Below are 24,717 nucleotides of genomic sequence, written 5' to 3'. Positions count from 1 at the left end.
AATGATATTGATTTGCATTGGTGCTGTAAAACCGCCATCCCGGTATAGACGAGCGAAGCGCAGAAAAATGTAATGAGAAAAGTGTAAAAAATGTAAATTCCTGTCGGATGCGAATCTGTAATAATTGATAACAATTCTGATCTGCAATAGATTTCGCGACCTTCACAGCTCCCGGGGAGGGGTTTCGAATGTCGCGTCAGTCCACGGATATCGCCGTTTCGTCGCAGCGCCTGCTGGCTTCGGCCATCGGTGTCGCCATCACTGCCATCGCCACGCCGCAGGCGGCCCATGCCGAACAGGCCGGGCAGAAAAAGACCGACAAGGACGGCGTTCTGTCGCTGGACGCGGCCACCATCGTCGGTGAGCAGCAGGACGAAACCACCTACAACGTCGATCGCTCCGCGTCGAAAAAGTACACCGCGCCGCTGCTGGATACGCCACGTTCTGTCACCGTGGTGCCCAAGCAGGTGATCAAGGATACCGCCGCTGTTTCCCTCCAGGACGCGTTGCGTACCGTTCCGGGCATTACCTTTGGCGCGGGCGAAGGCGGTAACCCCACCGGTGACCGACCGTTCATCCGCGGATTCGATGCGCAGAGCGACACCTATGTCGATGGTGTACGCGACACCGGCGCGCAGACGCGCGAGATCTTCAACCTCGAGCAGATCGAGGTCAGCAAGGGGCCCAACTCGGCGTTCGGCGGGCGTGGCTCGGCCGGCGGCAGCCTCAATCTCGTGAGCAAGCAGGCCAAGGCGGGGAACTTCATCGATGGTGGCTTCACCTATGGTTCCGACCAGACCCGCCGCTATACCCTGGATCTCAATCAGGAGTTCCTCGATGGCAATGCGGCATTTCGCCTGAATCTTCTCAAGCACGACGCCAATGTCGCCGGCCGCGACGAAGTGGACGTCAGCCGCTGGGGCGTAGCGCCATCGCTTACCTTCGGCCTCGGTTCGCCGACGCGAGTTACCGTCAGCCACTATCACCTGGAAAGTGACGATACGCCCGACTCGGGGATTCCATACGCCAAGAGCGGCAACCGCAGCAAGCACAATCCAGATAAGCCGGTGAATGTCGATCGAGGCAATTTCTATGGATTGACGGGGCGCGATTTCCAGAAGAGCCGGATCGATACCAGTACCGTCACCATCGAGCATGACCTGACCGACAGTCTCACCATTCGCAACACCTCGCGTTACGGCAACAGCCATCAGGACTATCTGTGGACGCAGCCGGACGACAGCCAGGGCAACATCAACAATGGCACGGTCTGGCGCCGGCAGAACAACCGCGTGAGCACCACCACCACGGCAGTCAACCAGACGGACCTGTTCGGAGAGTTCTACCTGGGTGGCTTCAAGAACAGCTTCAGCACCGGCCTCGAGTTCAGCCGCGAAGACAGCAAGCGCGATGGCTATACCGTCGATACCAATACCGGTCTGGGCAACAACAAGTGCAATCCATCGCTGATCGGGGCTCCCAGTGGCTATAACTGCACCAGCCTGGAAAACCCCAATCCGCATGATCCGTGGAATGGCAGCATCACTCGGAAATATGCGCCGCTGAATACGGTCGGCACCACCAAGGCCATATATGCGTTCGATACCATCGACCTGAACGAGCAATGGCAGGTCAATATCGGTGCCCGCTTCGACAGTTTCGAAACCACGGCGAAGAACCATGGTGTCAGCCCCACTACCAAGCTCAGCGACAAGTCGAGCTTCTGGAACTGGCAGGCAGGCCTGGTGTGGAAGCCTGCACCGAACGGCAGCATCTATGCGTCCTACGCCACCTCGGCGACCCCGCCGGGGAGCATGCTCGACAATGGCGACACCTCGAATGCCGTCGACGGGTTCGCCATCAGCAATAATCTCGAGCCGGAAGAAACCACCAACTACGAGCTTGGTACCAAGTGGGCCTTCTTCAACGAGCGGCTGGAGTTGAGTGCGGCGATTTTCCGCACGGACAAGGACAACACCCGTATCCTGGTGGCCAACCAGACCTACGACAATGCCGGACAATCCCGCGTCGATGGCGTGGAGCTGAGCGCCAGCGGCAAACTGACCGAGAAGTGGAAGGTGTTCGCAGGCTACAGCTACCTCGACAGCGAGCTGGTTGATGCCGGCAAGGCCGGGCGCAACGGCAACGTCAACGCATCGGCAGTTTCCAGCAATGGCAATGAGATGCCGAACACGCCGAAGAACAGCTTCAGTCTGTGGACCACTTACGACCTCTTCCCGAAAGCAACCATCGGGGGCGGCGCCTTCTATGTCGACAAGGTCTATGGCGATGTCGGCAATACCGTCTATGTCCCCGATTACTGGCGCTACGATGCGATGGCCAGCTACAAGCTGAGCAAGAACGTCGATTTCCAGGTCAATGTGCAGAACGTGTTCGACAAGAAGTATTTCGACAAGGCCTACGCGGCGCACTATGCGTCCCAGGCTGCCGGAAGGACGGTGTTGTTCTCCACCAACTTCCACTTCTGACAGCCGCTTGCGCTTTCCGCGAAAGCCCCACCCCTTCCCGGGGCGGGGCTTTTCCGCATCCGGGGCGGGTAAATAGAGCGTAAAGAACGTTAATTCGGCTTTATCGCAACTGATTATCAAATAGAATTGGCTGCCTGCGATTTCCGTATCGTCCAGCCAGTGCGAAGCACCTGGCCCTGTTCCGTTGTTGCCGCCTGGCGGCCCGTGAAGGTGATCCTGTGAAGAAAGTCTGGTTCCAGTTGCATTGGTTCTTCGGCATCAGCGCCGGCCTGGTGCTGGCGCTGATGGGCGTCACCGGGGCGACGCTGTCGTTCCAGGACGAACTGATGCGCGTCCTCAACCCCGACGTACTGGTGGTGCAGAAGCGCCCCGGGGGCGTGCTGCCGCTGGACGAACTGGTGCATCGCATCGAGAGCGCCGAGCCGGGCCGGAAGGTGGCCTTCGTCTGGGTCGAGATGGACAGCGACAAGGCCGGGCGGATCTTCTACACCCCGCCGCCGGGGAAGCGCCGCGGCGAATCGCGCTGGGTCGATCCCTATACCGGCGCCTTCGTCGGCGAACCGAAGGGCGAGGGTTTCTTCAACCTGATGATGCAACTGCACCGTTTCCTCGCCATGGGCGAGTACGGCAAGCAGGTCACCGCCGCCTGCACCCTGATCCTGATTTTCTTCTGCCTGTCCGGCCTCTACCTGCGCTGGCCGCGCAAGGCCCTGGACTGGCGCGCCTGGCTGACCCTCGATTGGTCGCGCAAGGGCCGCAGCTTCAACTGGGACCTGCACGCCGTGGCCGGCACCTGGTGCCTGGCGCTGTACCTGCTGGCGGCGTTGACCGGCCTGTACTGGTCCTACGAGTGGTACCGCAACGGCCTGTTCAAGCTGCTCGACGACGCACCGGCCGGGCAACAGGCGCAGCGTGGCAAGCCCGGCGGGCGCGGCGAGCGACCGGCCGAGGCAGCGCCGCTGGTGGTCGACTACGCCGCGGTGTGGAACAGCATCCGCCAGGCCGGCGGCGATCGCCTGCAGGCCTACAACCTGCGCCTGCCACCGGCGGGCGGCCAGCCGGCGACGGTGTTCTACCGCCTGACCGATGCGCCGCACGAGCGTGCCTTCAACACCCTGACACTGGATCCGGCCAGTGGCCAGGTGAAAAGCGACCAGCGCTACAGCGAGCGCTCCTTCGGCGGCCAGTTGCTCGCCAGCGTCTACGCCTTGCACGTGGGCAGCTATTTCGGCCTGCCCGGGCGCATCCTGATGATGCTCGCCAGCCTGGCGATGCCCTTGTTCTTCATTACCGGCTGGCTGCTCTATCTCGACCGTCGGCGCAAGAAGCGCGCGGTGCGGGCGAGCCGTGCCGGGCTGGACGAAAGCGCCGGCGCCAGCGGCGAGTCGTGGCTGATCGGCTACGCCAGCCAGAGCGGTTTCGCCGAGCAGCTGGCCTGGCAGAGCGCCGGCCAGTTGCAGGCCGCAGGCCTGCCGGTGCGGGTCGAGTCACTGGCGCGGCTGGACGTCGGCCAGCTCGCCGAGGCACGCAACGCGCTGTTCGTGGTCAGCACCTTCGGTGATGGCGAGGCGCCGGACAGCGCCCGCGGCTTCGAGCGCAAGGTCCTCGGCCAGGCCGCCAGCCTCGGTGGCCTGAGCTACGCCCTGCTGGCCCTGGGCGATCGCCAGTACGAGCAGTTCTGCGGTTTCGCCCGGCGCATGCAGGGCTGGCTGCAGGGACAGGGTGCGCAGAGCCTGTTCTCCCCCGTGGAGGTGGACGACGGCGATGCCGCGGCGCTGCGCCAGTGGCAGGAGCGACTCGCCGAAGTCACCGGCGGCGGCGCGCCGGCGGCCTGGGCGGCGCCGTCCTTCGAGGTCTGGTCGCTGGCCCGGCGCGAGCAACTGAATCCCGGTAGCCAGGGCGAGTCGACCTGGCTGCTGGATCTGCGCGCGCCGGCCGACAGCGCCATCGAATGGCGCGCCGGCGACCTGGTGGAGATCGTTCCGCGACAGGCGCCCGTGCGTATCCGCGAATGGCTGGAGCGACATCACCTGGACGGCCAGGCGCGGGTGTCGCTGGAAGGCGTCGAGCAATGCCTGGAGCAGGCCCTGGCCGGACGCCTGCTGCCGGATTCCTTCGAACACCTGGTCGGCCTGCATCCGCAGGCGTTGCTGGATGCGCTGATCCCGCTGTCCGTGCGGCAGTACTCGATCGCCTCGCTGCAGAGCGACGGCGACCTGCAACTGATCGTGCGCCAGGAGCAGCACGCCGACGGCAGCCTGGGTATCTGTTCCGGCTGGCTCACCGAATATCTGCCGCTCGGCGCCGCGCTGAGCCTGCGCCTGCGACGCAACGCCGGCTTCCACCTGCCGGAGGACGACCTACCGTTGGTCCTGATCGGCAACGGCACCGGCCTCGCCGGCCTGCGCAGCCTGCTGCGCGCCAGCATCGCCGCCGGGCGCAGGCGCAACTGGTTGCTCTTCGGCGAGCGCAATTTCGCCCATGACTATTATTGCCGCGCCGAACTGGAGCAGGCCCTGGCCAGCGGCGAACTGCAGCGCCTGGACCTGGCGTTCTCCCGCGACCAGGCGGAGAAGATCTATGTCCAGGATCGCCTGCGTGAAGCGGCGGACGAACTGCGGCGCTGGGTCGACCAGGGCGCGGCGCTGTATGTCTGCGGCAGTCTGCAGGGCATGGCCGGCGGCGTCGACCAGGTGCTGCGCGAAGTGCTCGGTGAGGAGGCCTTGCAACGCCTGGCCGACGAAGGACGCTACCGGCGCGACGTGTACTGAACGAATGAATGAAAAAGGCTCCCCAGGGAGCCTTTTTTTGCCTGCCGCCAGAACTGCCGGGCTGTTCGTGGCGTAGGGCGGATACCCGCAGAGCGGTTATCCGCCATTCCGGCGAGGCATCGGCGGATGACGCCGTAGGCGTCATGCGCCCTACGGAGCTATCGGGACTTCGCACCGCCCGTGGCGTAGGGCGAATAACCGCAGAGCGGTTATCCGCCATTTGGATGGCTATCGGGACGTTGCGCCGCCGGGCCTCAGATCCACAGGATGAAGCCCAGTACCAGGGCAAAGAAGCCCCATTTCTGCAGGTAGTAGAGCGTGCGGTTGCGCTTCTTCAAACGTTTGCCTTGCAGGCGGATCTTGTACAGGCTGTCGAAGACCCGATTGAGCCCGCCGGTCCGGTCGCCAGCGTTGTTCGGGGCGGCGGCGGCGGCCATCACGTTGCGGCTGAACCAGCGGTTGAAGGCAGCGGCCCAGCCCTGGGACAGCGGCCGCTCGATGTCGCAGAAGAGGATGATGCGGTTGTGCCCGGTGGCGTTTTCCGCGTAGTGGATGAAGGTCTCGTCGAACACCACCGCCTCGCCGTCGCGCCAGTGATAGCGCTCGCCATCCACCTCGATGAAGCAGGCCGGGTCATTGGGGGTGTACAGGCCCAGGTGGAAGCGTAGCGAGCCGGCGTAGGGATCGCGGTGGCGAACCAGCTTCGAGCCGGGCGGCAGCTCGGCGAACATCGCCGCCTTGACCGAGGGAATCTGCCGCAGGAGGGCGGTAGTCTGCGGGCAGAGTTCGCCGGCGGAGGGATGGGCCTCGTCGTACCATTTCAGGTAGAAGCGCTTCCAGCCGCTCTTGAAGAACGAGTTGAAACCGATATCGTCGTACTGCTCGGAACGCTTGATATTGCCGGCGTCGTGCAGGTGCAGCGCTTCGCTGCGGATGGTCTGCCAGTTGTCGACCAGCGTCTTCAGTTCGGGGAAGGTCTCCGGCGCCAGGTACGGCCGGTTCGGTACCTTGGAGAACAGGTACATCAGGCAGTTGACCGGCGCGAGGAAGCTGGAGTGGTCGCTCAACTGGCGTGACAGTTTATGGCGTACCCGGCCGCGGAAATGGACATAGAGGATGCTCAGCGCATAGGCCGCCAGGATGAGAACTTTCATGAATGCAAGGTCGTCGGTGCAAAAGAGGAGAATTTACTCCTCTTATGGGCGCCTGAGTATGCTACCTGACGCTAATTCGCCAGCACCGGGCCTGTTTCTCGGTCCTGGCGGCCCTGAAAGGAGCGTGCAATGAACGACAGTGGCCGGCATATCCTGCTCAACTGCGACATGGGCGAAAGCTTTGGCGCCTGGCGCATGGGCGACGACACCCACAGCATGCCGCTGGTTGACCAGGCCAACCTGGCCTGCGGTTTCCATGCCGGCGACCCGCTGACCATGCAGCGCTCGGTGGCGCTGGCGGTGCGTCACGGGGTGAGCATCGGCGCGCACCCGGCCTATCCCGACCTGAGTGGCTTCGGCCGGCGTTCGCTGGCCTGCTCCGCCGAAGAGGTACATGCCATGGTGCTGTACCAGATCGGCGCGCTGGACGCCTTCTGCCGCTCCCTCGGTACCCAGGTCGCCTATGTGAAGCCGCATGGCGCGCTGTACAACGACCTGGTCGCCGACGACGAACTGCTGCGCGCGGTGCTCGACGCCTGTGCCGCCTATCGCAAGGGCTTGCCGCTGATGGTGCTGGCGCTGGCCGACAACGCCCGCGAACTGCAACTGGCCGACGAAGCCGACGTGCCCCTGCTGTTCGAGGCTTTTGCCGATCGTGCCTACCTGCCGGACGGAAGGCTGGCGCCGCGGCGGCTTGGCGGCGCGGTGCATCGCGATCCGCAGCGGATCATCGGACAGGCGCTGGCCATCGCCCGCGGCGAAGCCTTCGCCGACTACGATGGCAACCCGTTGCGCCTGACCGCCGACAGTCTTTGCGTGCATGGCGACAACCCGGAGTCGCTGGCGGTGCTCCGGCGCCTGCGCGCGGCCCTGGGCAGCCTGTGATCCGTATCGAGCCCGCTGGCGCGGAAGCCTTGCTGCTGGTCCTTGCCGAGGAGCCCGGGGCGGACCTGCCGTTACGCCTGGTCGAGCTGGCGAGGCGCCTGCGCGAGGAGTTCGGCGCGGGCGTCCGCGACCTGGTGCCGGGCTGGACCGGGCTGCTGCTGCATTACGATGCCTACCGGGTCGACCCGCAGGTCCTGGAGGCGCGCCTGCGTCCGCTGCTGGCGGAGTGGCGTGCCTGGCGACCCGCCGAAGCGGCCGGTCGCCTGCACGAGATTCCCGTCTGGTATGCGGGCGAGGATCTGCCGCTGGTGGCTTCTGCCTGCGGCATGGACCGCGAGGAAGTGATCGCGCTGCACAGCGCGGTCGAATACCGGGTCGGCGCGATCGGTTTCGCGCCGGGGTTCGCCTATCTCGGCGGCCTCGATCCGCGTCTGCTCCTGCCGCGCAGGGCCACGCCACGGGCACGCGTGCCGGCTGGCAGCCTGGCCATCGCCGAGGCGCAGACGGCGATCTATCCGCAGGCCTCGCCGGGTGGCTGGCACCTGCTGGGGCGCAGTCCGTGGCGCCCGTTCGATGCGGCCGCCACCCCGCCTTGTCCGTTGTCGCCGGGCGACCGGGTGCGTTTCGTCGCCATCGATCACGAGGCCTTCCTGACCTTGGGGGGGCGTGAATGAACGGGTTGCGGGTGATCCGGGCGGGGCCGCAGAGCCTGCTGCAGGACGACGGCCGGCGCGGCTGGCAGCATCTGGGCGTATCCCCGGGCGGGCCGCTGGACCGCCAGGCGGCGGCCTGGGCCAATCGCCTGCTCGGCAATCCCTGGGGCACGCCGCTGCTGGAGATCGCCCTCGGCGGCCTGGTGCTGGAATGCACGGTCGAAGCGACCTGGCTGGCGCTGACCGGAGCGCGCCTGGCGCTGGCGGTGGACGGACACGTGCAGTTGCCCTGGAGCCGCTTCCGGGTCCGCCGCGGGCAGCGTATCGAACTGGGCTTCGCCGAGGCCGGACAGCGTGCCTACCTGGCCTGCGCCGGCGGCTTCCAGGCCCGCCCGGTGCTGGGCAGCGTCGCCAGCCAGGTCCGCGATGGCCTGGGCGGCTTGCGCGGTGACGGCCAGGCGCTGGAGGAGGGCGATTGCCTGCCATGCGCCGAGGCGGGCGCCGCCCATCCGAGGGCGGCCAGCGTGCCCTGGCGTTTCCAGCCGGACTATCGGCGCCCACCGCCTCTGCGGGTGCTGCTCGGCGGCGACGCGGCGGCCTTCGACGAAGCCAGCCGGCAGGCTTTTTTCGCCTGTTCCTGGCGCATCAGCCCGCAGTCCGACCGCATGGGCGTGCGCCTGTCCGGCGAGCCGCTGCGCGGGGCGCGGCGCAGCTGGTCGCAGGGGGGGGTGGAAGGGGCTATCCAGGTCCCGCCGGATGGCCACCCCATCGTACTGATGGCCGACCGCCAGAGCATGGGCGGCTATCCGCTGCTCGGTTTCGTCCATCCGCTGGACCTGCCGCGCCTGGCGCAAGCCCCGGCGCACAGCGAGGTGCGCTTCGTCGAAACCGACCTGGCGACGCAGCAGGCCGATCTGCTGCGCTTCTACCGCTTCTTCCGCGGCTGAGCGCTCAGCCGGCCAGGTGGCCGAGCGGCAGCGGCGAGGGCGCCTTCACCGTCTTGATCGCGAAGTTGCTGCGAATGTCGCTGACCCCGGGCAGGCGCAGCAGGGTTTCGCTGAGCAGGCGTTCGTAGGCGCGCAGGTCGGGGACCACCACTTGCAGGAGGAAGTCCGACTCGCCGGAGACCAGGTGCACCGAGATCACTTCCGGCAGGTCGACCACTGCCCGGTGGAAGGCTTCGGCCTGTTCCTGGCGATGGCGTTCCACCTTGATCCCGACGAACACCGTGAGGCCGAGGCCGACCTCGTCGCGGTCGATGCTGGCCTGGTAGCCGCGGATCACCCCGGCCTCTTCCAGCAGGCGCACGCGGCGCAGGCAGGGCGAAGGCGAAAGGCCGATCTCCTCGGCCAGTTGGACGTTGCTCAGGCGGCCGTCGCGCTGGAGGGCGGCGAGGATGCGATGGTCATAGGCGTCGAGTTTCATCTTGGCATATCCGGATGGATAGTCTTCATGGAGTGGAATTTCCTGCCAAACAGAATGCTTCGACTGGTGGAAAACGCAAGCACCTGCCTTGCCTTGCGGGCATAGAATCGCTATCCGGGTCACCTTCCTGGAGCCAATGCGATGGACACGAGCGCTTTCCTGATTGCCCTGGCGGTGGTTTACCTGGTCCCCGGACCGGACATGCTCCTGCTGTTCCAGACCGGCGCCCGCCAGGGGCGGCGCGCGGCGCTGGTCACCGCCCTCGGCCTGGCCCTGGCGCGGGCCTGCCATGTGCTGATGGCGGCGACCGGGCTGGCGCTGCTGTTCCGTACCGCGCCCTGGACCTTCGACCTGGTGCGCCTGCTCGGCGCCGCCTACCTCGCCTGGCTCGGCCTGCAGATGCTGCGCGGTGGCGGACTGGCCTTGCCGACCAGCGACGCGGGTTCCGCGCCACTGGTGCCGCACGCCGACCGCCGGGCGTTGCTGCGCGGGCTGCTGACCAACCTGCTGAATCCCAAGGCTTTGCTGTTCTGTTCGGTGCTGTTGCCGCAGTTCGTCAGTCCCCAGGCCGGTTCGCTGGCCCTCCAGTTCGCCGCGCTCGGCTCGATACTGGTACTGGTCGGGCTGGCCTTCGACTGCGCCTACGCCCTGGCCGGTGGCCGCCTCGGGCGCTGGCTGGCCTCCCGGCCCCTGGCGCAGCGCCTGCAGCAGTGGGGTTTCGGTGGGCTGCTGATCGGTTTCGGAGTGAGGCTGGCGCTGCTGCGCCAGCTCTGAAGGCAGACGGGGCGGCGAGCGCCCCGTCGTGGCTCAGCCGAGGAACTGCTCGGCGTGGTGGCAGGCCACCTGGCGCTGGTCGAGCGGGCGCAACTCGGGCACCTCGCTGCGGCAGCGCTCGGTGGCGTAGGGGCAGCGCTTGTGGAAGGCGCAGCCCTGCGGCGGGTCCAGCGGGTTCGGCAGTTCGCCCTGGATGCGGATCTTCGGCTTCGTCGGGTCCGGATGGATCGCCGGGGTCGCCGAGAGCAGCGCGCGCGTGTAGGGATGCAGAGGGTTCTCGTAGAGCTTGTCCGCCGGCCCCATCTCCGCCGGTCGGCCGAGGTACATCACCAGAACGTCGTCGGCGACATGGCGGACTACCGCCAGGTTGTGCGAGATGAACACGTAGGCGGTGCGGAACTGCTGCTGCAGGTCCATGAACAGGTTCAGTACCTGGGCCTGGATCGACACGTCGAGGGCCGAGGTCGGCTCGTCCGCCACCAGCACCTTGGGTTGCAGCATCATCGCCCGGGCCAGGGCGATGCGCTGGCGCTGGCCGCCGGAGAACATGTGCGGATAGCGCTGGTAGTGTTCCGGGCGCAGGCCGACCTGGCGCATCATCTGCTGGACTTTCTCGCGGCGCTCCTCGCGCGACAGCGCGGTGTTGATCAGCAGCGGCTCGGCCAGCTGGTCGCCGATCTTCTGCCGCGGATTGAGCGAGGCGTAGGGGTTCTGGAAGACCATCTGCACGTCGCGACGCAACTGCCGGCGCTGGTCCTTGCTGGCGCCCTTGACTTCCTGCCCGGCGATTTTCAGCGAGCCGGAGGTGGGTTCCTCGATCAGGGTCAGGGCGCGCGCCAGGGTCGACTTGCCGCAGCCGGACTCACCGACCACGGCGAGGGTCTTGCCGGCTTCCAATTCGAACGACACGCCGTTCAGCGCGCGTACCTGGGCGTGGCCCTTGAACAGGCCGCGGGAGACTTCGTAGTGACGGGTCAGATCACGGGCGGTCAGAACGGTTTCCATCAGGCCACCTCGTTCAGCAGGTTCAACGGATAGAAGCAGCGCACCGCGCCGCGCTCGTGCGCCTCCAGGGCCGGCCGTTCCTGGCGGCAATGCTCCTGGGCATAGGGACAGCGTGGCGACAGCAGGCAACCGCGCGGACGGTCGTAGCGCCCGGGCACGATGCCGGGCAGGGTGGCCAGGCGGGCTTCGCCGGCACAGTGCTCGGGAATCGCCTTGATCAGCGCCTCGGTGTAGGGGTGGGTCGGGCGGTCGAACAGCGCCGGCACGCCGCCGATCTCCACCGCCTCGCCGGCGTACATCACGCAGACGCGCTGGGCGGTCTCGGCGACCACGGCGAGATCGTGGGTGATCAGGATCAACGCCATGTCCTGGTCGCGCTGCAGGTTCAGCAGCAGCTCCATGATCTGCGCCTGGATGGTCACGTCGAGGGCGGTGGTCGGCTCGTCGGCGATCAGCAGCTTGGGCTCGGCGGCGATGGCCATGGCAATGGCCACGCGCTGGCTCATGCCGCCGGAGAGCTGGTGCGGGTAGGCGTCGAGGCGGCTGGCGGCGGCCGGGATCTCGACCCGCTCGAGCAGCTCCAGGGCGCGCTGGCGCAGGGCCTTGCCGCGCAGGCCGAGATGCAGGCGGAGGACTTCCTCGATCTGGTAGCCGACGGTGTAGCTGGGGTTGAGGGCGGTCATCGGGTCCTGGAAGACCATCGCCATGTCCTTGCCGACGATGCGCCGGCGCTGGCGGCCCTTGAGGGTGAGCATGTCGTGGCCGTCGAAGCGCAGGTGATCGGCGGACACCCAGCCGGGGGCGTCGATCAGGCCCATCAGGGCCATCATGGTCACCGACTTGCCGGAGCCGGACTCGCCGACGATGGCCAGCACCTCGCCCTTGTCGACGCTCAGGTCGAGGCCGTCGACCACGGGTACGGCGGTGGTGTCGCCGAAGCGCACGCTGAGGTTCTTGATGTCGAGGAGGCTCATGCGGCGGTCTCCTGTGGCGCGGGTACGGGTGCGGGGTTCATGGTCGTGCTCCTCATGCCGCGTTCTTCAGTTTCGGGTCGAGGGCGTCGCGCAGGCCGTCGCCCATCAGGTTGATCGCCAGCACGCTGAGCAGGATGGTCAGGCCGGGCAGGCTGACCACCCACCAGGCGCGCTCGATGTAGTCGCGGGCGGAGGCGAGCATGGTGCCCCACTCGGGGGTCGGCGGTTGCACGCCGAGGCCGAGGAAGCCCAGGGCGGCGGCGTCGAGGATTGCCGAGGAGAAGCTCAGGGTGGCCTGGACGATCAGCGGCGCCATGCAGTTCGGCAGCACGCAGACGAACATCAGGCGCAGGGTGCCGGCGCCGGCCAGGCGCGAGGCGGTGACGTAGTCGCGGTTGAGCTCGGTCATCACCGCGGCGCGGGTCAGGCGCACGTAGGCTGGCAGCGAGACGATGGCGATGGCGATCACGGTGTTGATCAGGCCCGGGCCGAGGATCGCCACGATGGCCACCGCCAGCAGCAGCGACGGCAGCGCCAGCATGATGTCCATCAGGCGCATGATCAGCGGCCCGGCGCGGTTCGGCGAGAAGCCGGCGAGCAGGCCGAGGAGGATGCCGGGGATCAGCGAGATCACCACCGAGGACAGGCCGATCAGCAGCGACAGGCGGGCGCCGTGGATCAGCCGCGAGAGCAGGTCACGGCCCAGTTCGTCGGTGCCGAGCAGGAAACGCGCCTGGCCGCCCTCCAGCCAGGACGGCGGGGTCAGCAGGAAGTCGCGGAACTGTTCGCTCGGATCGTAGGGCGCGACCCAGGGGGCGAACAGCGCGCAGAACACGATCAGCAGCATGAACAGCAGGCCGCCGACGGCACCTTTGTTCCGGGTAAAGGCTTGCCAGAATTCCTTCAGCGGGGATGGGTAGACCAGGCTCGGGTCGCTGGCGGGAGCGTTGTGCATGGCGTTCATCGGCTCGCTCCTCAGCGTTGGTGGCGAATGCGTGGGTTGGCCAGGCCGTAGAGGATGTCCACGACGAAATTGACCAGGATGACCAGGGTGGCGACCAGCAGGATGCCGTTCTGCACCACCGGATAGTCGCGAGCGCTGATGGCGTCGATCAGCCACTTGCCGATGCCCGGCCAGGAGAAGATGGTCTCGGTCAGCACCGCGCCGGCGAGCAGGGTGCCGACCTGCAGGCCTAACACCGTCAGCACCGGGATCAGCGCGTTGCGCAGGGCGTGCACGAAGACCACCCGGGCCGGCGACAAGCCCTTGGCGCGGGCGGTGCGCACGTAGTCCTCGCGCAGGACCTCGAGCATCGCCGAGCGGGTCATGCGGGCGATCACCGCCAGCGGGATGGTGCCCAGCACGATGGCCGGCAGGATCAGGTGGCGCACGGCGTCGAGGAACGCGCCTTCCTCGTCGGAGAGCAGGGTGTCGATGAGCATGAAGCCGGTCTTCGGCTCCACCTCATACAGCACGCCGATACGGTCAGAAACAGGAGTCCAGCCTAATGAAACGGAAAAGAGCATGATCAAGAGCAGGCCCCACCAAAAAATCGGCATTGAGTAGCCCGCTAGAGATATTGTCATTACTCCGTGGTCAAAAATCGAACCTCGCTTGAGTGCGGCTACCACTCCTGCTAGGAGGCCGAGTGTGCCGGCAAAAAGCATTGCTGCGAATGAAAGTTCCAGGGTGGCTGAAAATAGCGTGAGAAACTCATTCCAGACAGGCTCATGTGTGCGTATGGATTTTCCAAGGTTGCCCTGGGCGAGGTTGCCGACATAGTCCAGGTACTGCTGGTACAGCGGCTTGTCCAGGCCCAGGCGGTGCAGGGCCTCGGCGTGCATCTGCGGGTCGACGCGGCGCTCGCCCATCATCACTTCCACCGGGTCGCCGGGAATCAGGCGGATCAGCGCGAAGGTGAGCAGGGTCACGCCGAAGAAGGTGGGGATCAGCAGCCCCAGTCGTCGAGCAATGAAACTAAGCATGGTGGCGGGTAACTCCTCATCGCGAGCCATGCGCCCCGCCATCGACGGGGCTGTGGCCCTTGTTCTTCTACGGCTTCACCGAGGTGGTGGCGAAGTTGTTGTTGCTCAGCGGATTGATCACATAGCCCTGGACGGTGTTCCGCCGGACGTTGAACAGTTTCGGGTAGGCCAGCGGAATCCACGGTGCCTGTTCGTGGAATACCACCTGGGCCTGCTCGTACAGTTTCGCCCGCTCGGCCGGGTCGCTCAGCTCGCGGGCCTTGCGCATCAGCGCCTCGAAGTCCTTGTCGCACCAGCGCGCCTGGTTTTCCCCCGACTCGGCGGCGGCGCAGCTCAGGTTCGGGCTGAGGAAATTGTCCGGGTCGCCGTTGTCGCCGGCCCAGCCGAGCAGCGACAGGTCGTGCTCGCCAGCCTTCGAACGCTTGAGCAGCTCGCCCCACTCCAGCGAACGGATGGTCATCTGGATGCCGGCCTTGGCCAGGTCCGCTTGCAGCATCTGTGCCGCCAGAGCCGGATTGGGGATGGTAGGCGAGGTGCCGTTGCGAATGAACAGGGTGATCTTCAGGTTTTCCGCGCCGGCCTCCTTGAGCAGCGCCTTTGCACGTTCGGGGTCGTGCGGCCAGTCTTGGATCGAGTGGTTGTAGCCGAGCAGGGTCGGCGGGTAGGGACCGACCGCAGGGGTGGCCGCGCCGGGGCCGAACACCGCGTCGAGCATGGCCTTCTTGTCCACCGCGAGGTTGATCGCCTGGCGCACGCGCGGATCGTCGAGCGGCTTGTGCCGGGTATTGATGGCGATGTAGGTGGTGAGCAGGGCATCGATCTCGTCCACCGCCAGGTTGGGATCCCGCTTCAGGCGCGGAACGTCTTCCGGCTTCGGGTACAGCGAGACCTGGCATTCGCCGGCGCGGACCTTCTGCATGCGCACGTTGGGGTCGAGGGTTATGGCGAACACCAGGTTGTCGATCGGCGGCTTGCCGGCGTAGTAGTCCGGGTTCGCCGTGTAGCGGACCTGGGCATCCTTGGCGTAGCGCTTGAAGACGAAGGGCCCGGTGCCGATCGGCTGGTTGTTCAGCTGGCCCTGCTTGCCGGCGGCGAGCAACTGGTCGCCGTACTCGGCGGAATAGATCGACGCGAAGGGCATCGCCATGTCGCGCAGGAATGGCGCCTCGGGACGGTTGAGGACGAAGCGCACGGTGAGGTCGTCGACCTTTTCCACCGACCTGATCAGCTCGCCCATGCCCATCGCCTCGAAGTAGGCGTAGCCGCGCGGCGCCGAGGCATGCCAGGGATGCTTCGGATCGAGGGCGCGCTGGAAGCTCCACAGCACATCATCGGCGTTCAGGCTCCGGGTCGGCTTGAAGTAGTCGGTGGTATGGAATTTCACGCCGGGGCGCAGGTGGAAGGTATAGCTCAGTCCGTCGGCGCTGACGTCCCAGCGCTCGGCCAGCCCGGGGATCACTTCGGTGGTCCCGGGGCGGAAGGCGAGCAGGCGGCTGAACACGGTTTCCGCGGAAGCGTCGGCGGTGACCGCGCCGGTGTACTGGACGATGTCGAAGCCTTCCGGGCTGGCCTCGGTGCAGACCACCAGGTTCTTCGCCTGGGCCGTCCCGGCGGCGCATAGCGCCAGGGCCAGGGGCAGGTGTCGGAGCAACGGATGGAGCATGGAGTCCTCCTCGTGGGCCCCGTCGCCGGGGCCGCCGGTTGTCGCAGGTTTACAGCAGGTTGAAGGGGAAGGTGCTGACCAGGCGCAGTTCGTTGACGCTGCCGTCGATCTGGTTCTGGCTGGCCTTGTGCATCATGTAGGTGAGCTTGAAGGTGCTGTCCTTGATCGGGCCGTTCTGCACCTTGTAGGCCGCCATCAGGCCCAGTTCGTGGTGTTTCTCGCCGTCCTGGGCGCGCACCTCGGCATAGTTGCCGTAGGCGCCGTTGCGGTCGCCGTCGTAGTGGGTGCCGTCGATGTCCCAGCCCTTCACGTACCACACCCCGGTGCTCAGGCCGGGTACGCCGTAGTAGCTCCAGTCGGTCTCGTAGCGGATCTGCGCGGATTTCTCGTTGGGGCTGTTGTAGTCGGCGAGTATCGAGTTGGCGAGGAAGATCGCCGAGGTCTCGTGCACGTAGTCGAAGTATTCGTTGCCATCGACCTGCTGGTAGGCCAGGGTCAGGGCGTGGGCGCGATGGCCGAGGGTGAAGGCCAGGCTCCAGGTGTCGTTGTCGATGTAGCCGGCTTCGCGCGCGCCGGTGTCGCCGGTGTGGTAGCCGTTGAAGGCGGTGCGCAGGGCGATGCCGTTCTCCAGGTCGCCGATGTCGTGGGTGACCCCGAGGTAGTACTGGTTCCAGACGTCCTGGAAGTGCGAGCCGTAGAGCGATATCTCCAGTCCGTCGAGCGGCTTGTAGTTGCCGCCGAGGTAGTTCAGGCGGTCGCCCTTGACCTGGCGGGTGCCGTACTCGGTGGTCATGTCCTCGTCGCCGGAGCCGGTCCGCGGGCTGACCTTGCGGAAGCTGCCGGCCTGCAGGCTGAGGTTGTCCAGCTCCTCGCTGGTCACGGCGAAGCCGGTGAAGCTGGAGGGCAGGGCGCGGTTGTCGATGTAGCTGAACACCGGAGTGTTGACCAGGAAGCGACCGGCCTTGAATTCGGTGTTGGAGGCGCGCAGGCGGATGTTGGCGACGCCCAGCTTGGACCACTCGCCGAGCGCCTCGCCGTCGCTGTTCGCCAGGGTCCGGTTGCCGCCGCCGCCGATGCGGCCCTTGCCGCGCTCCAGGGCGATCTCGTTGAATGCCGCGACGTCGAAACCGAAACCGACGGTGCCCTGGGTGTAGCCCGAGCTGTACTTGAGAACGGTGCCCTGGACCCAGGCGTTGCGCTGGTGGATGCGCTGGGAGCCGCCGCCGGCCTTGGGAATGCGGAAGGTGAAGCTGTCCTTCATGTTTTCCCGCGAGTAGAAGTTGCGGGTGGTCAGGGTCAGGCTCTGGCCTTCGACCAGCCCGGTGGCGCCGGCCTGGCCCTTGATCGGCTTCGCCACGCTGGGAATGCTCTGCACTTCGGCGGCGTAGCTCGGGTTGTCCGGGGCCGGCGGGTTTTCCTGCTCGTCGGCCGCCCAGCCCGGCGCGCTCGCAGCCAGCAAGGCCAGCCCCAGCGTAGCGCTGGTCACACGTTGGTTTCTCATCACCTGATTGCTCCCTTTATTGTTGTCGTTGGCACCTGTTTCACCACCAGGTTTGCGCCGGTTTCGCCTGCGCCGGGGCGCGGCGGTCGAAGACGGCGCGGCGAGCGTTCCTGGCGGAACGCGCGTAGCGCCGTTCTGGAACACGGGCAGGAAAAGCAAAAAAATGAAGTACGAAGTCGTGCCGTTCTTCTGCGCCCCGGTCGTTTCACGACCGGGGCGGCGTCGGCATCAGGGCTGGTTGGCTACGCCATAGAAGGCGTTCCGCGAGAAGGGACTGATCTTGAAGCCGTGGACCGACTTGCTCATCGGCTGGTAGACGGTGGAGTGGGCGATCGGGGTGATCGGCACCTGCTCCTTGAGGATGTGCTGGGCCTGCTTGTACAGCTCGCTGCGCTTGTCCTGGTCGGTGACCCGCTTGGCTTCCTTGACCAGCTTGTCGTAGCCGGCGTCGCACCATTTGGAGACGTTGTTGCCGTTGATCGAGTCGCAGCCATAGAGGGTCGCCAGCCAGTTGTCCGGGTCGCCGTTGTCGCCGGTCCAGCCGAACAGCATGGCGTCGTGCTCGCCGGCGTGGGCGCGCTTGATGTACTCGCCCCATTCGTAGCTGACGATCCTGGCCTTGATGCCGATCTTCGCCCAGTCGGCCTGGATCATCTCGGCCATCAGCTTGGCGTTGGGGTTGTAGGGACGCTGTACCGGCATGGCCCAGAGGGTGATCTCGGTGCCTTCGGCGACGCCGGCCTTCTTCAGCAGTTCGCGGGCCTTGGCTGGATCGAACGGGGCGTCCTTGATGGTCTCGTCGTAGGACCACTGGGTCGGCGGCATGCCGTTCACGGCCAGTTGCCCGGCGCCCTGGTAGACGGCATCGATGATCGCCTGTTTATTCACCGCCATGTCCAGCGCCTGACGCACTTCCAACTGGTCGAACGGCTTGTGGGTGACGTTGTAGGCGATGTAGCCGAGGTTGAAGCCCGGTTGCGACGGCACCTTCAGGTTCGCCGCTTCCTGCAGGGCCTTGAGGTCGGCGGGGCGCGGGTTGAGGGTGATCTGGCACTCGCCGGCCTTGAGTTTCTGCGCGCGCACGGCGGCGTCGGTATTGATGGCGAAGATCAGGTTATCGATCTTCACGTCTTCCGGCTTCCAGTAGTCCTTGTTGCCCTTGAAGCGGATCTGCGCGTCCTTCTGGTAGCGACTGAGAATGAAGGGTCCGGTACCGATCGGCTTCTGGTTGATCTGCTGCGGCTTGCCGGCCTCTAGCAACTGCCCGGCGTATTCGGCGGACTGGATCGAAGCGACGTCCATCGCCAGGTTCTGGATGAAGGCGGCGTCGACCTCGTTGAGGGTGAACTTCACCGTGTGCTCGTCGAGCTTCTCGACCCTGGCGATGTTCTTGTCCAGGCCCATGTCGGTGAAGTAGGGGAACTCGGTGGGGTAGGCCTTCCTGAACGGATGGTTCTTGTCGAGCATGCGCTGGAAGGTGAACAGCACGTCGTCGGCGTCGAACTCGCGGGTCGGCTTGAAGTAGTCGGTGCTGTGGAACTTCACGCCCTTGCGCAGGTGGAAGGTGTAGGTCTTGCCGTCGTCGCCGATGTCCCAGCTCTCCGCCAGGCCGGGGATCGCCCGGGTGCCGCCGCGTTCGAACTGGACGAGGCGGTTGAACAGGGTGACCGAGGTCGCGTCGTAATCGGTACCGGTGGTGTACTGGGCGGGATCGAAACCGGCCGGGCTGCCCTCCGAGCAGAACACCAGGTTGCTGGCGGCGTGGGAGAACGGGGTGCCGAGGATCAGACCGGCTGCCAGCCAGGCCCGAACGGGAAGGATCTTACGCATGCAAACCTCATTTTTTCTTTTTCTAAGGGCATCGTCTGAGGATCGGCCTTGTGGGCCATGGCAACTCTCGCCTTTCCATGGATGGCGGATGACAGCCATGGACCCTGTGCGGCGACAGCGATCGTCCGCTTGTTGTTGGTCGACGATTCGCTGATGCCGAAATTAAGTCATGCTGAAATTGTGGTCAACGAAAATTAAGCATGACTAACATTTCTCTTACGAAAACGTTTGCCTGACAGGGAGGATTGGCGCGTTGCGGCTGCGTCAGGGCGCTGGATGGTCGTCGAACAGGCCCATGGTGGTGATGGTCAGGACTTCCGCCACGTCGTTGCCGACATTGGCCAGGCAGTGGGTCTTGGTGGCGTCGAAATGCACCGAGTCGCCGGCACCGAGGGGATACTGGCGGCCTTCGATGGTGTAGACGATCTGTCCGGAAAGAACGTAGGAGAACTCCGCGCCCTCATGGGAAATCAGCTCGGACTGATAGCCCACCGGCATGTTCATCTTCACCGCGTTGATCAGGTTGCCGGGAAAGGAGCTGGACAGGCGCTCGTAGGCCAGCGGCTGGCCCTCGATGGTGTAGCGCACCCGTTCGCCTTCGTGGGAATCGGGCTGTGGCTGGGCCGGTTGGTCGAACAGGGCGTTGAGCGGGATGTTCAGCGACTTGGCGATGTTGGCCAGGGAGGAGATCGATACGCCGGTGAGGTTGCGCTCCGCCTGGGAAAGGAAGCTCGCGGTGAGACCGGATTCGCTGGCGACTTGGTGCAGGGTTTTCTTGGCGGCGCGGCGATAGCGACGCAGGCGTTCGCCGATGCGGTCTACGGTCATTGGGGAGACTCTTGTTGAAAGGCGCAGTATACCCAGCGCGGTGCGTCAATGAAGTCTGACAGATGAACTACCCGAGGCAGTATTTTTTAAGTGTGACTGAAAATTTGCTTTGACCTGAATTTAAGCTCGACTTAAATTCCAGCCCGGTCCAGACGAGGAGAACAACAAATGACCGTGGGTGTTGGCGGTAGTACCCCTGAGCAGGCGCTGGCGCGTCTGCGGAACATGACGGACGGTGCGCAGCCGATCGGCCTGCCGGCCTATCGCCAGCGCATCGCCGCGGCCCAGGCCTGGATGCGTGAGCGCGGCATCGCCGCGGCCTACCTGCATGCGGGCAGCAATCTGCGTTACTTCAGCGGTGTGCAATGGCACCCCAGCGAACGCCTGGTGGGCGCCCTGCTGCCCGCCGAAGGAGCGCTCGAATACCTTGCGCCGGCCTTCGAGGAAGGTACGGTACGCGACTTCCAGGTGGTCGACGGCATCATCCACACCTGGGAGGAACACCAGGATCCCTACCGCCTGCTGCTCGAGCGCCTGGCCGCGCTCGGCATCGACGAGGCGCGTCCGGTCGCATTGTGCCCGACCCTGCCGTTCGAGATGTTCGACCGGCTGCGCTGGCTGGCGCCGGCGCGGTCCTTCGTCAGCGCCGCGGCGCTGGTCGACCAGGGGCGGATGCGCAAGTCGGCCGAGGAACTGGCGCTGATGCAGCGGGCCAAGAACATGACCCTGGAAGTGCAGAAGGCTGCGGCGAGCATTCTCCGCGAAGGCATCAGCACCACCGAGGTCGCCGAATTCATCCACCAGGCGCACCGCAAGGTGGGCGCCCCCGGCTCGACCTTCTGCATCGTCCTGTTCGGCGCCGCCAGCGCCTTCCCCCATGGGGTGAAGCACGCGCAGGTGCTGAAGGGGGGCGACATGGTGCTGATCGACACCGGCTGCCAGCTCCACGGCTACCAGTCGGACATCACCCGCAGCTACGTATTCGGCATGCCCAGCACTCGTCAGCGCGAGTTCTGGGCGATGGAGCGTGACGCCCAGCTGGCGGCCTTCGACGCCGCGCGCCTGGGCCAGCCCTGCGAGGCGGTGGACGCCGCCGCGCGGCGTTCGCTGGAAGCCAACGGCCTGGGGCCGGACTACCGCTTGCCCGGCCTGCCGCACCGCACTGGGCACGGCATCGGCCTGGACGTCCATGAAGGTCCCTACCTGGTGCGTGGCGACCGCACGCCGCTGGACGTCGGCATGTGCTTCAGCAACGAACCGATGATCTGCGTGCCCGGCGAGTTCGGCATCCGCCTGGAAGATCACTTCTACATGACGGCGCAGGGGCCGTGCTGGTTCACCCAGCCGAGCCCGTCGATCGACGATCCGTTCGGCCTGCAAGGCTGAGCCGCGCGCCGGCGGCGAGCGGGGGCCTGGACCCCGCTGGCATCGCCGGCTGTTCCCTCACTCCAGCGTGACCCGGGAAAAGTCCCGTGCCGACATCGGGCTCATGCGGTAACCGCCGACGTTCTTGCGTTGCGCGTCGAACATCAGCGGGTGGGCCAGCGGCAGCCAGGGCATCTGTTCGTGGAAGATCCGCTGCGCTTCCTTGTACAGCGCTACCCGTTGGCTCTCGTCGTTGCTCATGCGCGCCTTGCGGATCGCCTCGTCGAACGCCTTGTCGCACCAGCGCGCACGGTTCTCGCCGGATTCCACCGAGGCGCAGCCGAGGTTGTGGGTGAGGAAGTTGTCCGGATCGCCGTTATCGCCGATCCAGCTGTAGAGCATCATGTCGTGCTCGCCAGCCTTGGTGCGCTTGACCATCTCGCCCCATTCGAACTGGCGGATATTCACCTGCAGGCCGATCCCGGCCAGGTCGGACTGGATCAGTTGCGCCACCCGCGCCGGGTTGCCGCCGGGGCCGCTGCCGGTGCTGATGTAGAGGTTCAGCGGGGTGCCCGGGGCGACCCCGGCTTCCTTCAGCAGGGCCTTGGCCTGTGCGGGGTCGTAGGGCCAGTCGTGGATGCTGTCGTCGTAGCCGAGCAGCATCGGCGGGTACGGGCCGATGGCCGGGCGGGCCTGGTCGCCGAAGACGATCTTCAGGTAGGACGGCTTGTTGAAGCCCAGGGAGATCGCGCGGCGCACGCGGGGGTCGTCGAACGGCTTGTGCCGGGTATTGATCGCTGCGTGGGAGGTGATCATCGCCGCCTCCTGGAGCACGGTCAGCTGCGGGTCCTGGCGCAGCGCGGCGATGTCTTCCGGCTTGGGCGTCAGGGCGATCTGGCATTCGTTGCGGCGCAGGCGCTGCACGCGCACGTTGGGGTCGAGGGTGATCGCCAGCACCAGGTGGTCGATGGCCGGCTTGCCCTTCCAATAGTCGGGATTGGCCGCGTAGCGCACCTGAGCGTCCTTGCGGTAGCGGGTGAGGACGAACGGACCGGTGCCGATCGGCTTGCTGTTGAGTTCGTCGCCCTTGCCCAGGGCGATCAACTGGCCGGCGTACTCGGCGGAGAGGATCGAGCCGAACGGCATCGCCAGGTCGGCCAGGAACGGCGCCTCCGGGTGCTTGAGGACGAAGCGCACCTGGTGCTCGTCGATCTTCTCGATACGCTCGATGATCTCGCGCAGTTGCATGGCGTCGGCGTAGGGGTAGCCGCTGGGAGAAAGGTCGTGGGCGGGATGCCGCGGGTCGAGCATGCGCTGGAAGCTGAACAGCACGTCGTCGGCGTTGAATTCGCGGCTTGGCTTGAAATAATCGGTGCTGTGGAATTTCACGCCTTGGCGCAGGCGGAAGGTGTAGACGAGGCCGTCAGCGGAGATGTCCCAGCTTTCCGCCAGGGCCGGGATCACCGTGGCGCTGCCCGGAGCGAACGCGGCCAGCGCGTTGTACAGCGGATGGGCGGAAGCGTCGAAGGTATAGCCGGAGGTATAGCGGGCCGGATCGAACCCTTCCGGCGCCGCTTCGGTGCATACCGCCAGGGTCTTCGGCTGAGCCTGGATGGCGGCGCTGGCGGCGAAGGCGAGCAGCAGCAGGCTGTAGCGCAGGGCAGAGCATGGTCGCATGGATGACTCCTCTGGAACGGGACGGCCGGGTCGGACGCCCCGGGGGGAGGCGCCGCCGCGCTCGTGGCGGGGCGGCGCGGCTGGCAGGCGAAGCTACTTGCCGACGCTGACCTCGTAGAACGAGTTCAGGCCGAAGGGGCTGATCTTGAAGTCCCGGACCGTCTTGCGCATCGGCTGGTAGACGGTGGAGTGGGCGATCGGGGTGATCGGCACCTGCTCCTTGAGGATGTGCTGGGCCTGCTTGTACAGCTCGGTGCGCTTGCCCTGGTCGGTGGTGCGCTTGGCGTCCTTGACCAGCTTGTCGTAGCCGGCGTCGCACCATTTCGAGAAGTTGTTGCCGTCCACCGCGTCGCAGCCGTAGAGGGTGCCGAGCCAGTTGTCCGGGTCGCCGTTGTCGCCGCTCCAGCCGATCAGCATGGCGTCGTGCTCGCCGCCCTTGGCGCGCTTGATGTATTCGCCCCATTCGTAGGTGACGATCTTCGCCTTGATGCCGATCTTCGCCCAGTCGTTCTGCAGCATTTCCGCCATCAGCTTGGCGTTGGGGTTGTAGGGACGCTGTACCGGCATGGCCCAGAGGGTGATCTCCGTGCCCTCGGCGACGCCGGCCTTCTTCAGCAGCTCCTTGGCCTTGGCCGGATCGTAGGGCGCGTCCTTGATGGTCTCGTCGTAGGACCACTGGGTCGGCGGCATGCCGTTGCTCGCCAACTGGCCGGCGCCCTGGTAGACGGCATCGATGATCGCTTTCTTGTTCACCGCCATGTCCAGCGCCTGGCGTACTTCCAACTGGTCGAACGGCTTGTGGGTGACGTTGTAGGCGATGTAGCCGAGGTTGAAGCCGGCCTGCGACGGCAGGTTCAGGTTCGGGTCTTTCTTCAGTGCGTCGAGATCGGCGGGGCGCGGGTTGAGGGTGATCTGGCACTCGCCGGCCTTGAGCTTCTGCGCGCGCACCGAGGCGTCGGTGTTGATGGCGAAGATCAGGTTGTCGACCTTCACTTCGCCCGGCTTCCAATAGTCCTTGTTGCCCTTGAAGCGGATCTGCGCATCTTTCTGGTAGCGGCTGAACACGAAGGGCCCGGTACCGATCGGCTTCTGGTTGATGTCGCTGGCCTTGCCCTGCTTGAGCAGTTGCGCGGCGTATTCGGCGGACTGGATCGACGGGAAGGGCATCGCCAGGTTCTGGATGAAGGCGGCGTCGACCTCGTTGAGGGTGAACTTCACCGTGTGCTCGTCGAGCTTCTCGACCCTGGCGATGTTCTTGTCCAGGCCCATGTCGGTGAAGTAGGGGAACTCGGTGGGGTAGGCCTTCCTGAACGGATGGTTCTTGTCGAGCATGCGTTCGAAGGTGAACAGCACGTCGTCGGCGTTGAATTCGCGGGTCGGCTTGAAGTAGTCGGTACTGTGGAACTTCACGCCCTTGCGCAGGTGGAAGGTGTAGGTCTTGCCGTCGTCGCCGACCTCCCAGCTCTCCGCCAGGCCGGGGATCACCCGGGTGCCGCCGCGCTCGAACTGGGTCAGCCGGTTGAAGACGGTCTCCGCCGCGGCGTCGAAATCGGTACCGGTGGTGTACTGGGCGGGATCGAAGCCGGCCGGGCTGCCTTCCGAGCAGAAGATCAGGTTGCTGGCGAAGGCCTGGGGAACACTGGCGATCAGGGCGGCGCCGAGCAGGGACGGCATGATCGCGGAGCGGATGACGGCGTTTCTACGCATGGAATGACCTCTGGTTATTTTGATTGTCTG

General features: G+C 65.8%; 19 protein-coding genes. 7 read left to right on the top strand and 12 right to left on the bottom strand.

Annotated elements, in window-relative coordinates:
- The first annotated feature begins 188 nt into the window (after nt 1–188).
- Both piuD and PSPA7_RS24445 read left to right on the top strand, forming a co-directional pair.
- A complete protein-coding gene (gene piuD / locus PSPA7_RS24450; RefSeq protein WP_012077264.1) occupies nt 189–2,489 on the top strand; it encodes a TonB-dependent siderophore receptor PiuD in 2,301 nt (766 codons plus the stop codon).
- A gap of 218 nt (nt 2,490–2,707) precedes the next feature.
- Entirely contained in the window at nt 2,708–5,260 is a 2,553-nt protein-coding gene (locus PSPA7_RS24445) for a PepSY domain-containing protein (protein WP_012077263.1), read from the top strand.
- 254 nt (nt 5,261–5,514) lie between these two features.
- Here the strand turns inward: PSPA7_RS24445 and lpxO are convergent, their stop codons facing one another.
- Nucleotides 5,515–6,414 carry a lipid A hydroxylase LpxO gene (lpxO, locus tag PSPA7_RS24440; protein WP_012077262.1) on the bottom strand — a complete coding sequence of 300 codons (900 nt, stop codon included), beginning with the start codon at nt 6,412–6,414 and terminating at the stop codon, nt 5,515–5,517.
- Between the two features lie 129 nt (nt 6,415–6,543).
- Here lpxO and PSPA7_RS24435 point away from each other — a divergent pair, with 129 nt between their 5' ends.
- From PSPA7_RS24435 to PSPA7_RS24425, 3 genes are read left to right on the top strand one after another with little or no spacing between them, the layout of a single operon-like run.
- The gene (locus tag PSPA7_RS24435; protein WP_012077261.1) at nt 6,544–7,299 is read left to right on the top strand and encodes a 5-oxoprolinase subunit PxpA; all 756 of its coding nucleotides are present in this window, start codon (nt 6,544–6,546) and stop codon (nt 7,297–7,299) included.
- Nucleotides 7,296–7,973, top strand: a complete 678-nt coding sequence (gene pxpB / locus PSPA7_RS24430; RefSeq protein WP_012077260.1) for a 5-oxoprolinase subunit PxpB — start codon at nt 7,296–7,298, stop codon at nt 7,971–7,973. The genes PSPA7_RS24435 and pxpB overlap by 4 nt, the downstream gene beginning before the upstream one ends.
- Nucleotides 7,970–8,899, top strand: coding sequence for a 5-oxoprolinase subunit C family protein (locus tag PSPA7_RS24425; protein WP_012077259.1), 930 nt, complete (start codon nt 7,970–7,972; stop codon nt 8,897–8,899). The genes pxpB and PSPA7_RS24425 overlap by 4 nt, the downstream gene beginning before the upstream one ends.
- A gap of 4 nt (nt 8,900–8,903) precedes the next feature.
- Here PSPA7_RS24425 and PSPA7_RS24420 read toward each other — a convergent pair whose 3' ends face one another.
- Nucleotides 8,904–9,377: an Lrp/AsnC family transcriptional regulator gene (locus tag PSPA7_RS24420; protein WP_003094456.1), complete on the bottom strand. Its 474-nt coding sequence runs from the start codon at nt 9,375–9,377 to the stop codon at nt 8,904–8,906.
- Nucleotides 9,378–9,518: 141 nt separating this feature from the next.
- Here PSPA7_RS24420 and PSPA7_RS24415 point away from each other — a divergent pair, with 141 nt between their 5' ends.
- Nucleotides 9,519–10,151, top strand: a complete 633-nt coding sequence (locus PSPA7_RS24415) for a LysE family translocator (protein WP_012077258.1) — start codon at nt 9,519–9,521, stop codon at nt 10,149–10,151.
- Nucleotides 10,152–10,184: 33 nt separating this feature from the next.
- Here the strand turns inward: PSPA7_RS24415 and PSPA7_RS24410 are convergent, their stop codons facing one another.
- The 8 genes from PSPA7_RS24410 to psdR all read right to left on the bottom strand — a co-directional run bounded on the left by PSPA7_RS24410 (nt 10,185) and on the right by psdR (nt 19,938).
- Nucleotides 10,185–11,156, bottom strand: a complete 972-nt coding sequence (locus PSPA7_RS24410; protein ID WP_003153098.1) for a peptide ABC transporter ATP-binding protein — start codon at nt 11,154–11,156, stop codon at nt 10,185–10,187.
- Nucleotides 11,156–12,130 carry an ABC transporter ATP-binding protein gene (locus PSPA7_RS24405; RefSeq protein WP_003094451.1) on the bottom strand — a complete coding sequence of 325 codons (975 nt, stop codon included), beginning with the start codon at nt 12,128–12,130 and terminating at the stop codon, nt 11,156–11,158. Before PSPA7_RS24405 ends, PSPA7_RS24410 begins: the two co-directional genes overlap by 1 nt.
- Nucleotides 12,131–12,182: 52 nt before the next feature.
- On the bottom strand, nt 12,183–13,094 hold the full coding sequence (locus PSPA7_RS24400; protein ID WP_004347993.1) for an ABC transporter permease subunit: 912 nt from the start codon (nt 13,092–13,094) through the stop codon (nt 12,183–12,185).
- Between the two features lie 11 nt (nt 13,095–13,105).
- On the bottom strand, nt 13,106–14,116 hold the full coding sequence (locus PSPA7_RS24395) for an ABC transporter permease subunit (RefSeq protein WP_003110329.1): 1,011 nt from the start codon (nt 14,114–14,116) through the stop codon (nt 13,106–13,108).
- 67 nt (nt 14,117–14,183) lie between these two features.
- Nucleotides 14,184–15,779, bottom strand: a complete 1,596-nt coding sequence (locus tag PSPA7_RS24390; RefSeq protein WP_003153101.1) for an ABC transporter substrate-binding protein — start codon at nt 15,777–15,779, stop codon at nt 14,184–14,186.
- 49 nt (nt 15,780–15,828) lie between these two features.
- Entirely contained in the window at nt 15,829–17,283 is a 1,455-nt protein-coding gene (locus PSPA7_RS24385; RefSeq protein WP_079262206.1) for an OprD family outer membrane porin, read from the bottom strand.
- Nucleotides 17,284–17,508: 225 nt separating this feature from the next.
- On the bottom strand, nt 17,509–19,110 hold the full coding sequence (locus tag PSPA7_RS24380; RefSeq protein WP_012077256.1) for an ABC transporter substrate-binding protein: 1,602 nt from the start codon (nt 19,108–19,110) through the stop codon (nt 17,509–17,511).
- A 264-nt stretch (nt 19,111–19,374) separates the two neighbouring features.
- On the bottom strand, nt 19,375–19,938 hold the full coding sequence (psdR, locus tag PSPA7_RS24375; RefSeq protein ID WP_012077255.1) for a transcriptional regulator PsdR: 564 nt from the start codon (nt 19,936–19,938) through the stop codon (nt 19,375–19,377).
- Between the two features lie 168 nt (nt 19,939–20,106).
- Here psdR and PSPA7_RS24370 point away from each other — a divergent pair, with 168 nt between their 5' ends.
- On the top strand, nt 20,107–21,324 hold the full coding sequence (locus PSPA7_RS24370) for a M24 family metallopeptidase (protein WP_012077254.1): 1,218 nt from the start codon (nt 20,107–20,109) through the stop codon (nt 21,322–21,324).
- Between the two features lie 57 nt (nt 21,325–21,381).
- Here the strand turns inward: PSPA7_RS24370 and PSPA7_RS24365 are convergent, their stop codons facing one another.
- A complete protein-coding gene (locus PSPA7_RS24365; protein WP_012077253.1) occupies nt 21,382–22,980 on the bottom strand; it encodes an ABC transporter substrate-binding protein in 1,599 nt (532 codons plus the stop codon).
- A gap of 93 nt (nt 22,981–23,073) precedes the next feature.
- Nucleotides 23,074–24,687, bottom strand: coding sequence for an ABC transporter substrate-binding protein (locus PSPA7_RS24360; RefSeq protein WP_012077252.1), 1,614 nt, complete (start codon nt 24,685–24,687; stop codon nt 23,074–23,076).
- Nucleotides 24,688–24,717 lie beyond the last annotated feature (30 nt).

Source organism: Pseudomonas paraeruginosa PA7 (assembly GCF_000017205.1).
GTDB classification, from domain to species: Bacteria; Pseudomonadota; Gammaproteobacteria; order Pseudomonadales; family Pseudomonadaceae; genus Pseudomonas; species Pseudomonas paraeruginosa.
The sequence above is the reverse complement of the archived record's forward strand: the minus strand, read 5'-3'. Positions and strand labels throughout refer to the sequence as shown.

Bases quoted from the DNA above. Each gene is read 5' to 3' on its own strand.
- PSPA7_RS24415 (WP_012077258.1), top strand. From the start codon at position 9,519: ATGGACACGAGCGCTTTCCTGATTGCCCTGGCGGTGGTTTACCTGGTC.
- PSPA7_RS24380 (WP_012077256.1), bottom strand. From the start codon at position 19,110: ATGCGTAAGATCCTTCCCGTTCGGGCCTGGCTGGCAGCCGGTCTGATC.
- PSPA7_RS24410 (WP_003153098.1), bottom strand. From the start codon at position 11,156: ATGGAAACCGTTCTGACCGCCCGTGATCTGACCCGTCACTACGAAGTC.
- PSPA7_RS24360 (WP_012077252.1), bottom strand. From the start codon at position 24,687: ATGCGTAGAAACGCCGTCATCCGCTCCGCGATCATGCCGTCCCTGCTC.
- PSPA7_RS24390 (WP_003153101.1), bottom strand. From the start codon at position 15,779: ATGCTCCATCCGTTGCTCCGACACCTGCCCCTGGCCCTGGCGCTATGC.
- psdR (WP_012077255.1), bottom strand. From the start codon at position 19,938: ATGACCGTAGACCGCATCGGCGAACGCCTGCGTCGCTATCGCCGCGCC.
- PSPA7_RS24365 (WP_012077253.1), bottom strand. From the start codon at position 22,980: ATGCGACCATGCTCTGCCCTGCGCTACAGCCTGCTGCTGCTCGCCTTC.
- lpxO (WP_012077262.1), bottom strand. From the start codon at position 6,414: ATGAAAGTTCTCATCCTGGCGGCCTATGCGCTGAGCATCCTCTATGTC.
- PSPA7_RS24395 (WP_003110329.1), bottom strand. From the start codon at position 14,116: ATGCTTAGTTTCATTGCTCGACGACTGGGGCTGCTGATCCCCACCTTC.
- PSPA7_RS24400 (WP_004347993.1), bottom strand. From the start codon at position 13,094: ATGAACGCCATGCACAACGCTCCCGCCAGCGACCCGAGCCTGGTCTAC.
- PSPA7_RS24405 (WP_003094451.1), bottom strand. From the start codon at position 12,130: ATGAGCCTCCTCGACATCAAGAACCTCAGCGTGCGCTTCGGCGACACC.
- PSPA7_RS24425 (WP_012077259.1), top strand. From the start codon at position 7,970: ATGAACGGGTTGCGGGTGATCCGGGCGGGGCCGCAGAGCCTGCTGCAG.
- piuD (WP_012077264.1), top strand. From the start codon at position 189: ATGTCGCGTCAGTCCACGGATATCGCCGTTTCGTCGCAGCGCCTGCTG.
- PSPA7_RS24420 (WP_003094456.1), bottom strand. From the start codon at position 9,377: ATGAAACTCGACGCCTATGACCATCGCATCCTCGCCGCCCTCCAGCGC.
- PSPA7_RS24370 (WP_012077254.1), top strand. From the start codon at position 20,107: ATGACCGTGGGTGTTGGCGGTAGTACCCCTGAGCAGGCGCTGGCGCGT.
- PSPA7_RS24435 (WP_012077261.1), top strand. From the start codon at position 6,544: ATGAACGACAGTGGCCGGCATATCCTGCTCAACTGCGACATGGGCGAA.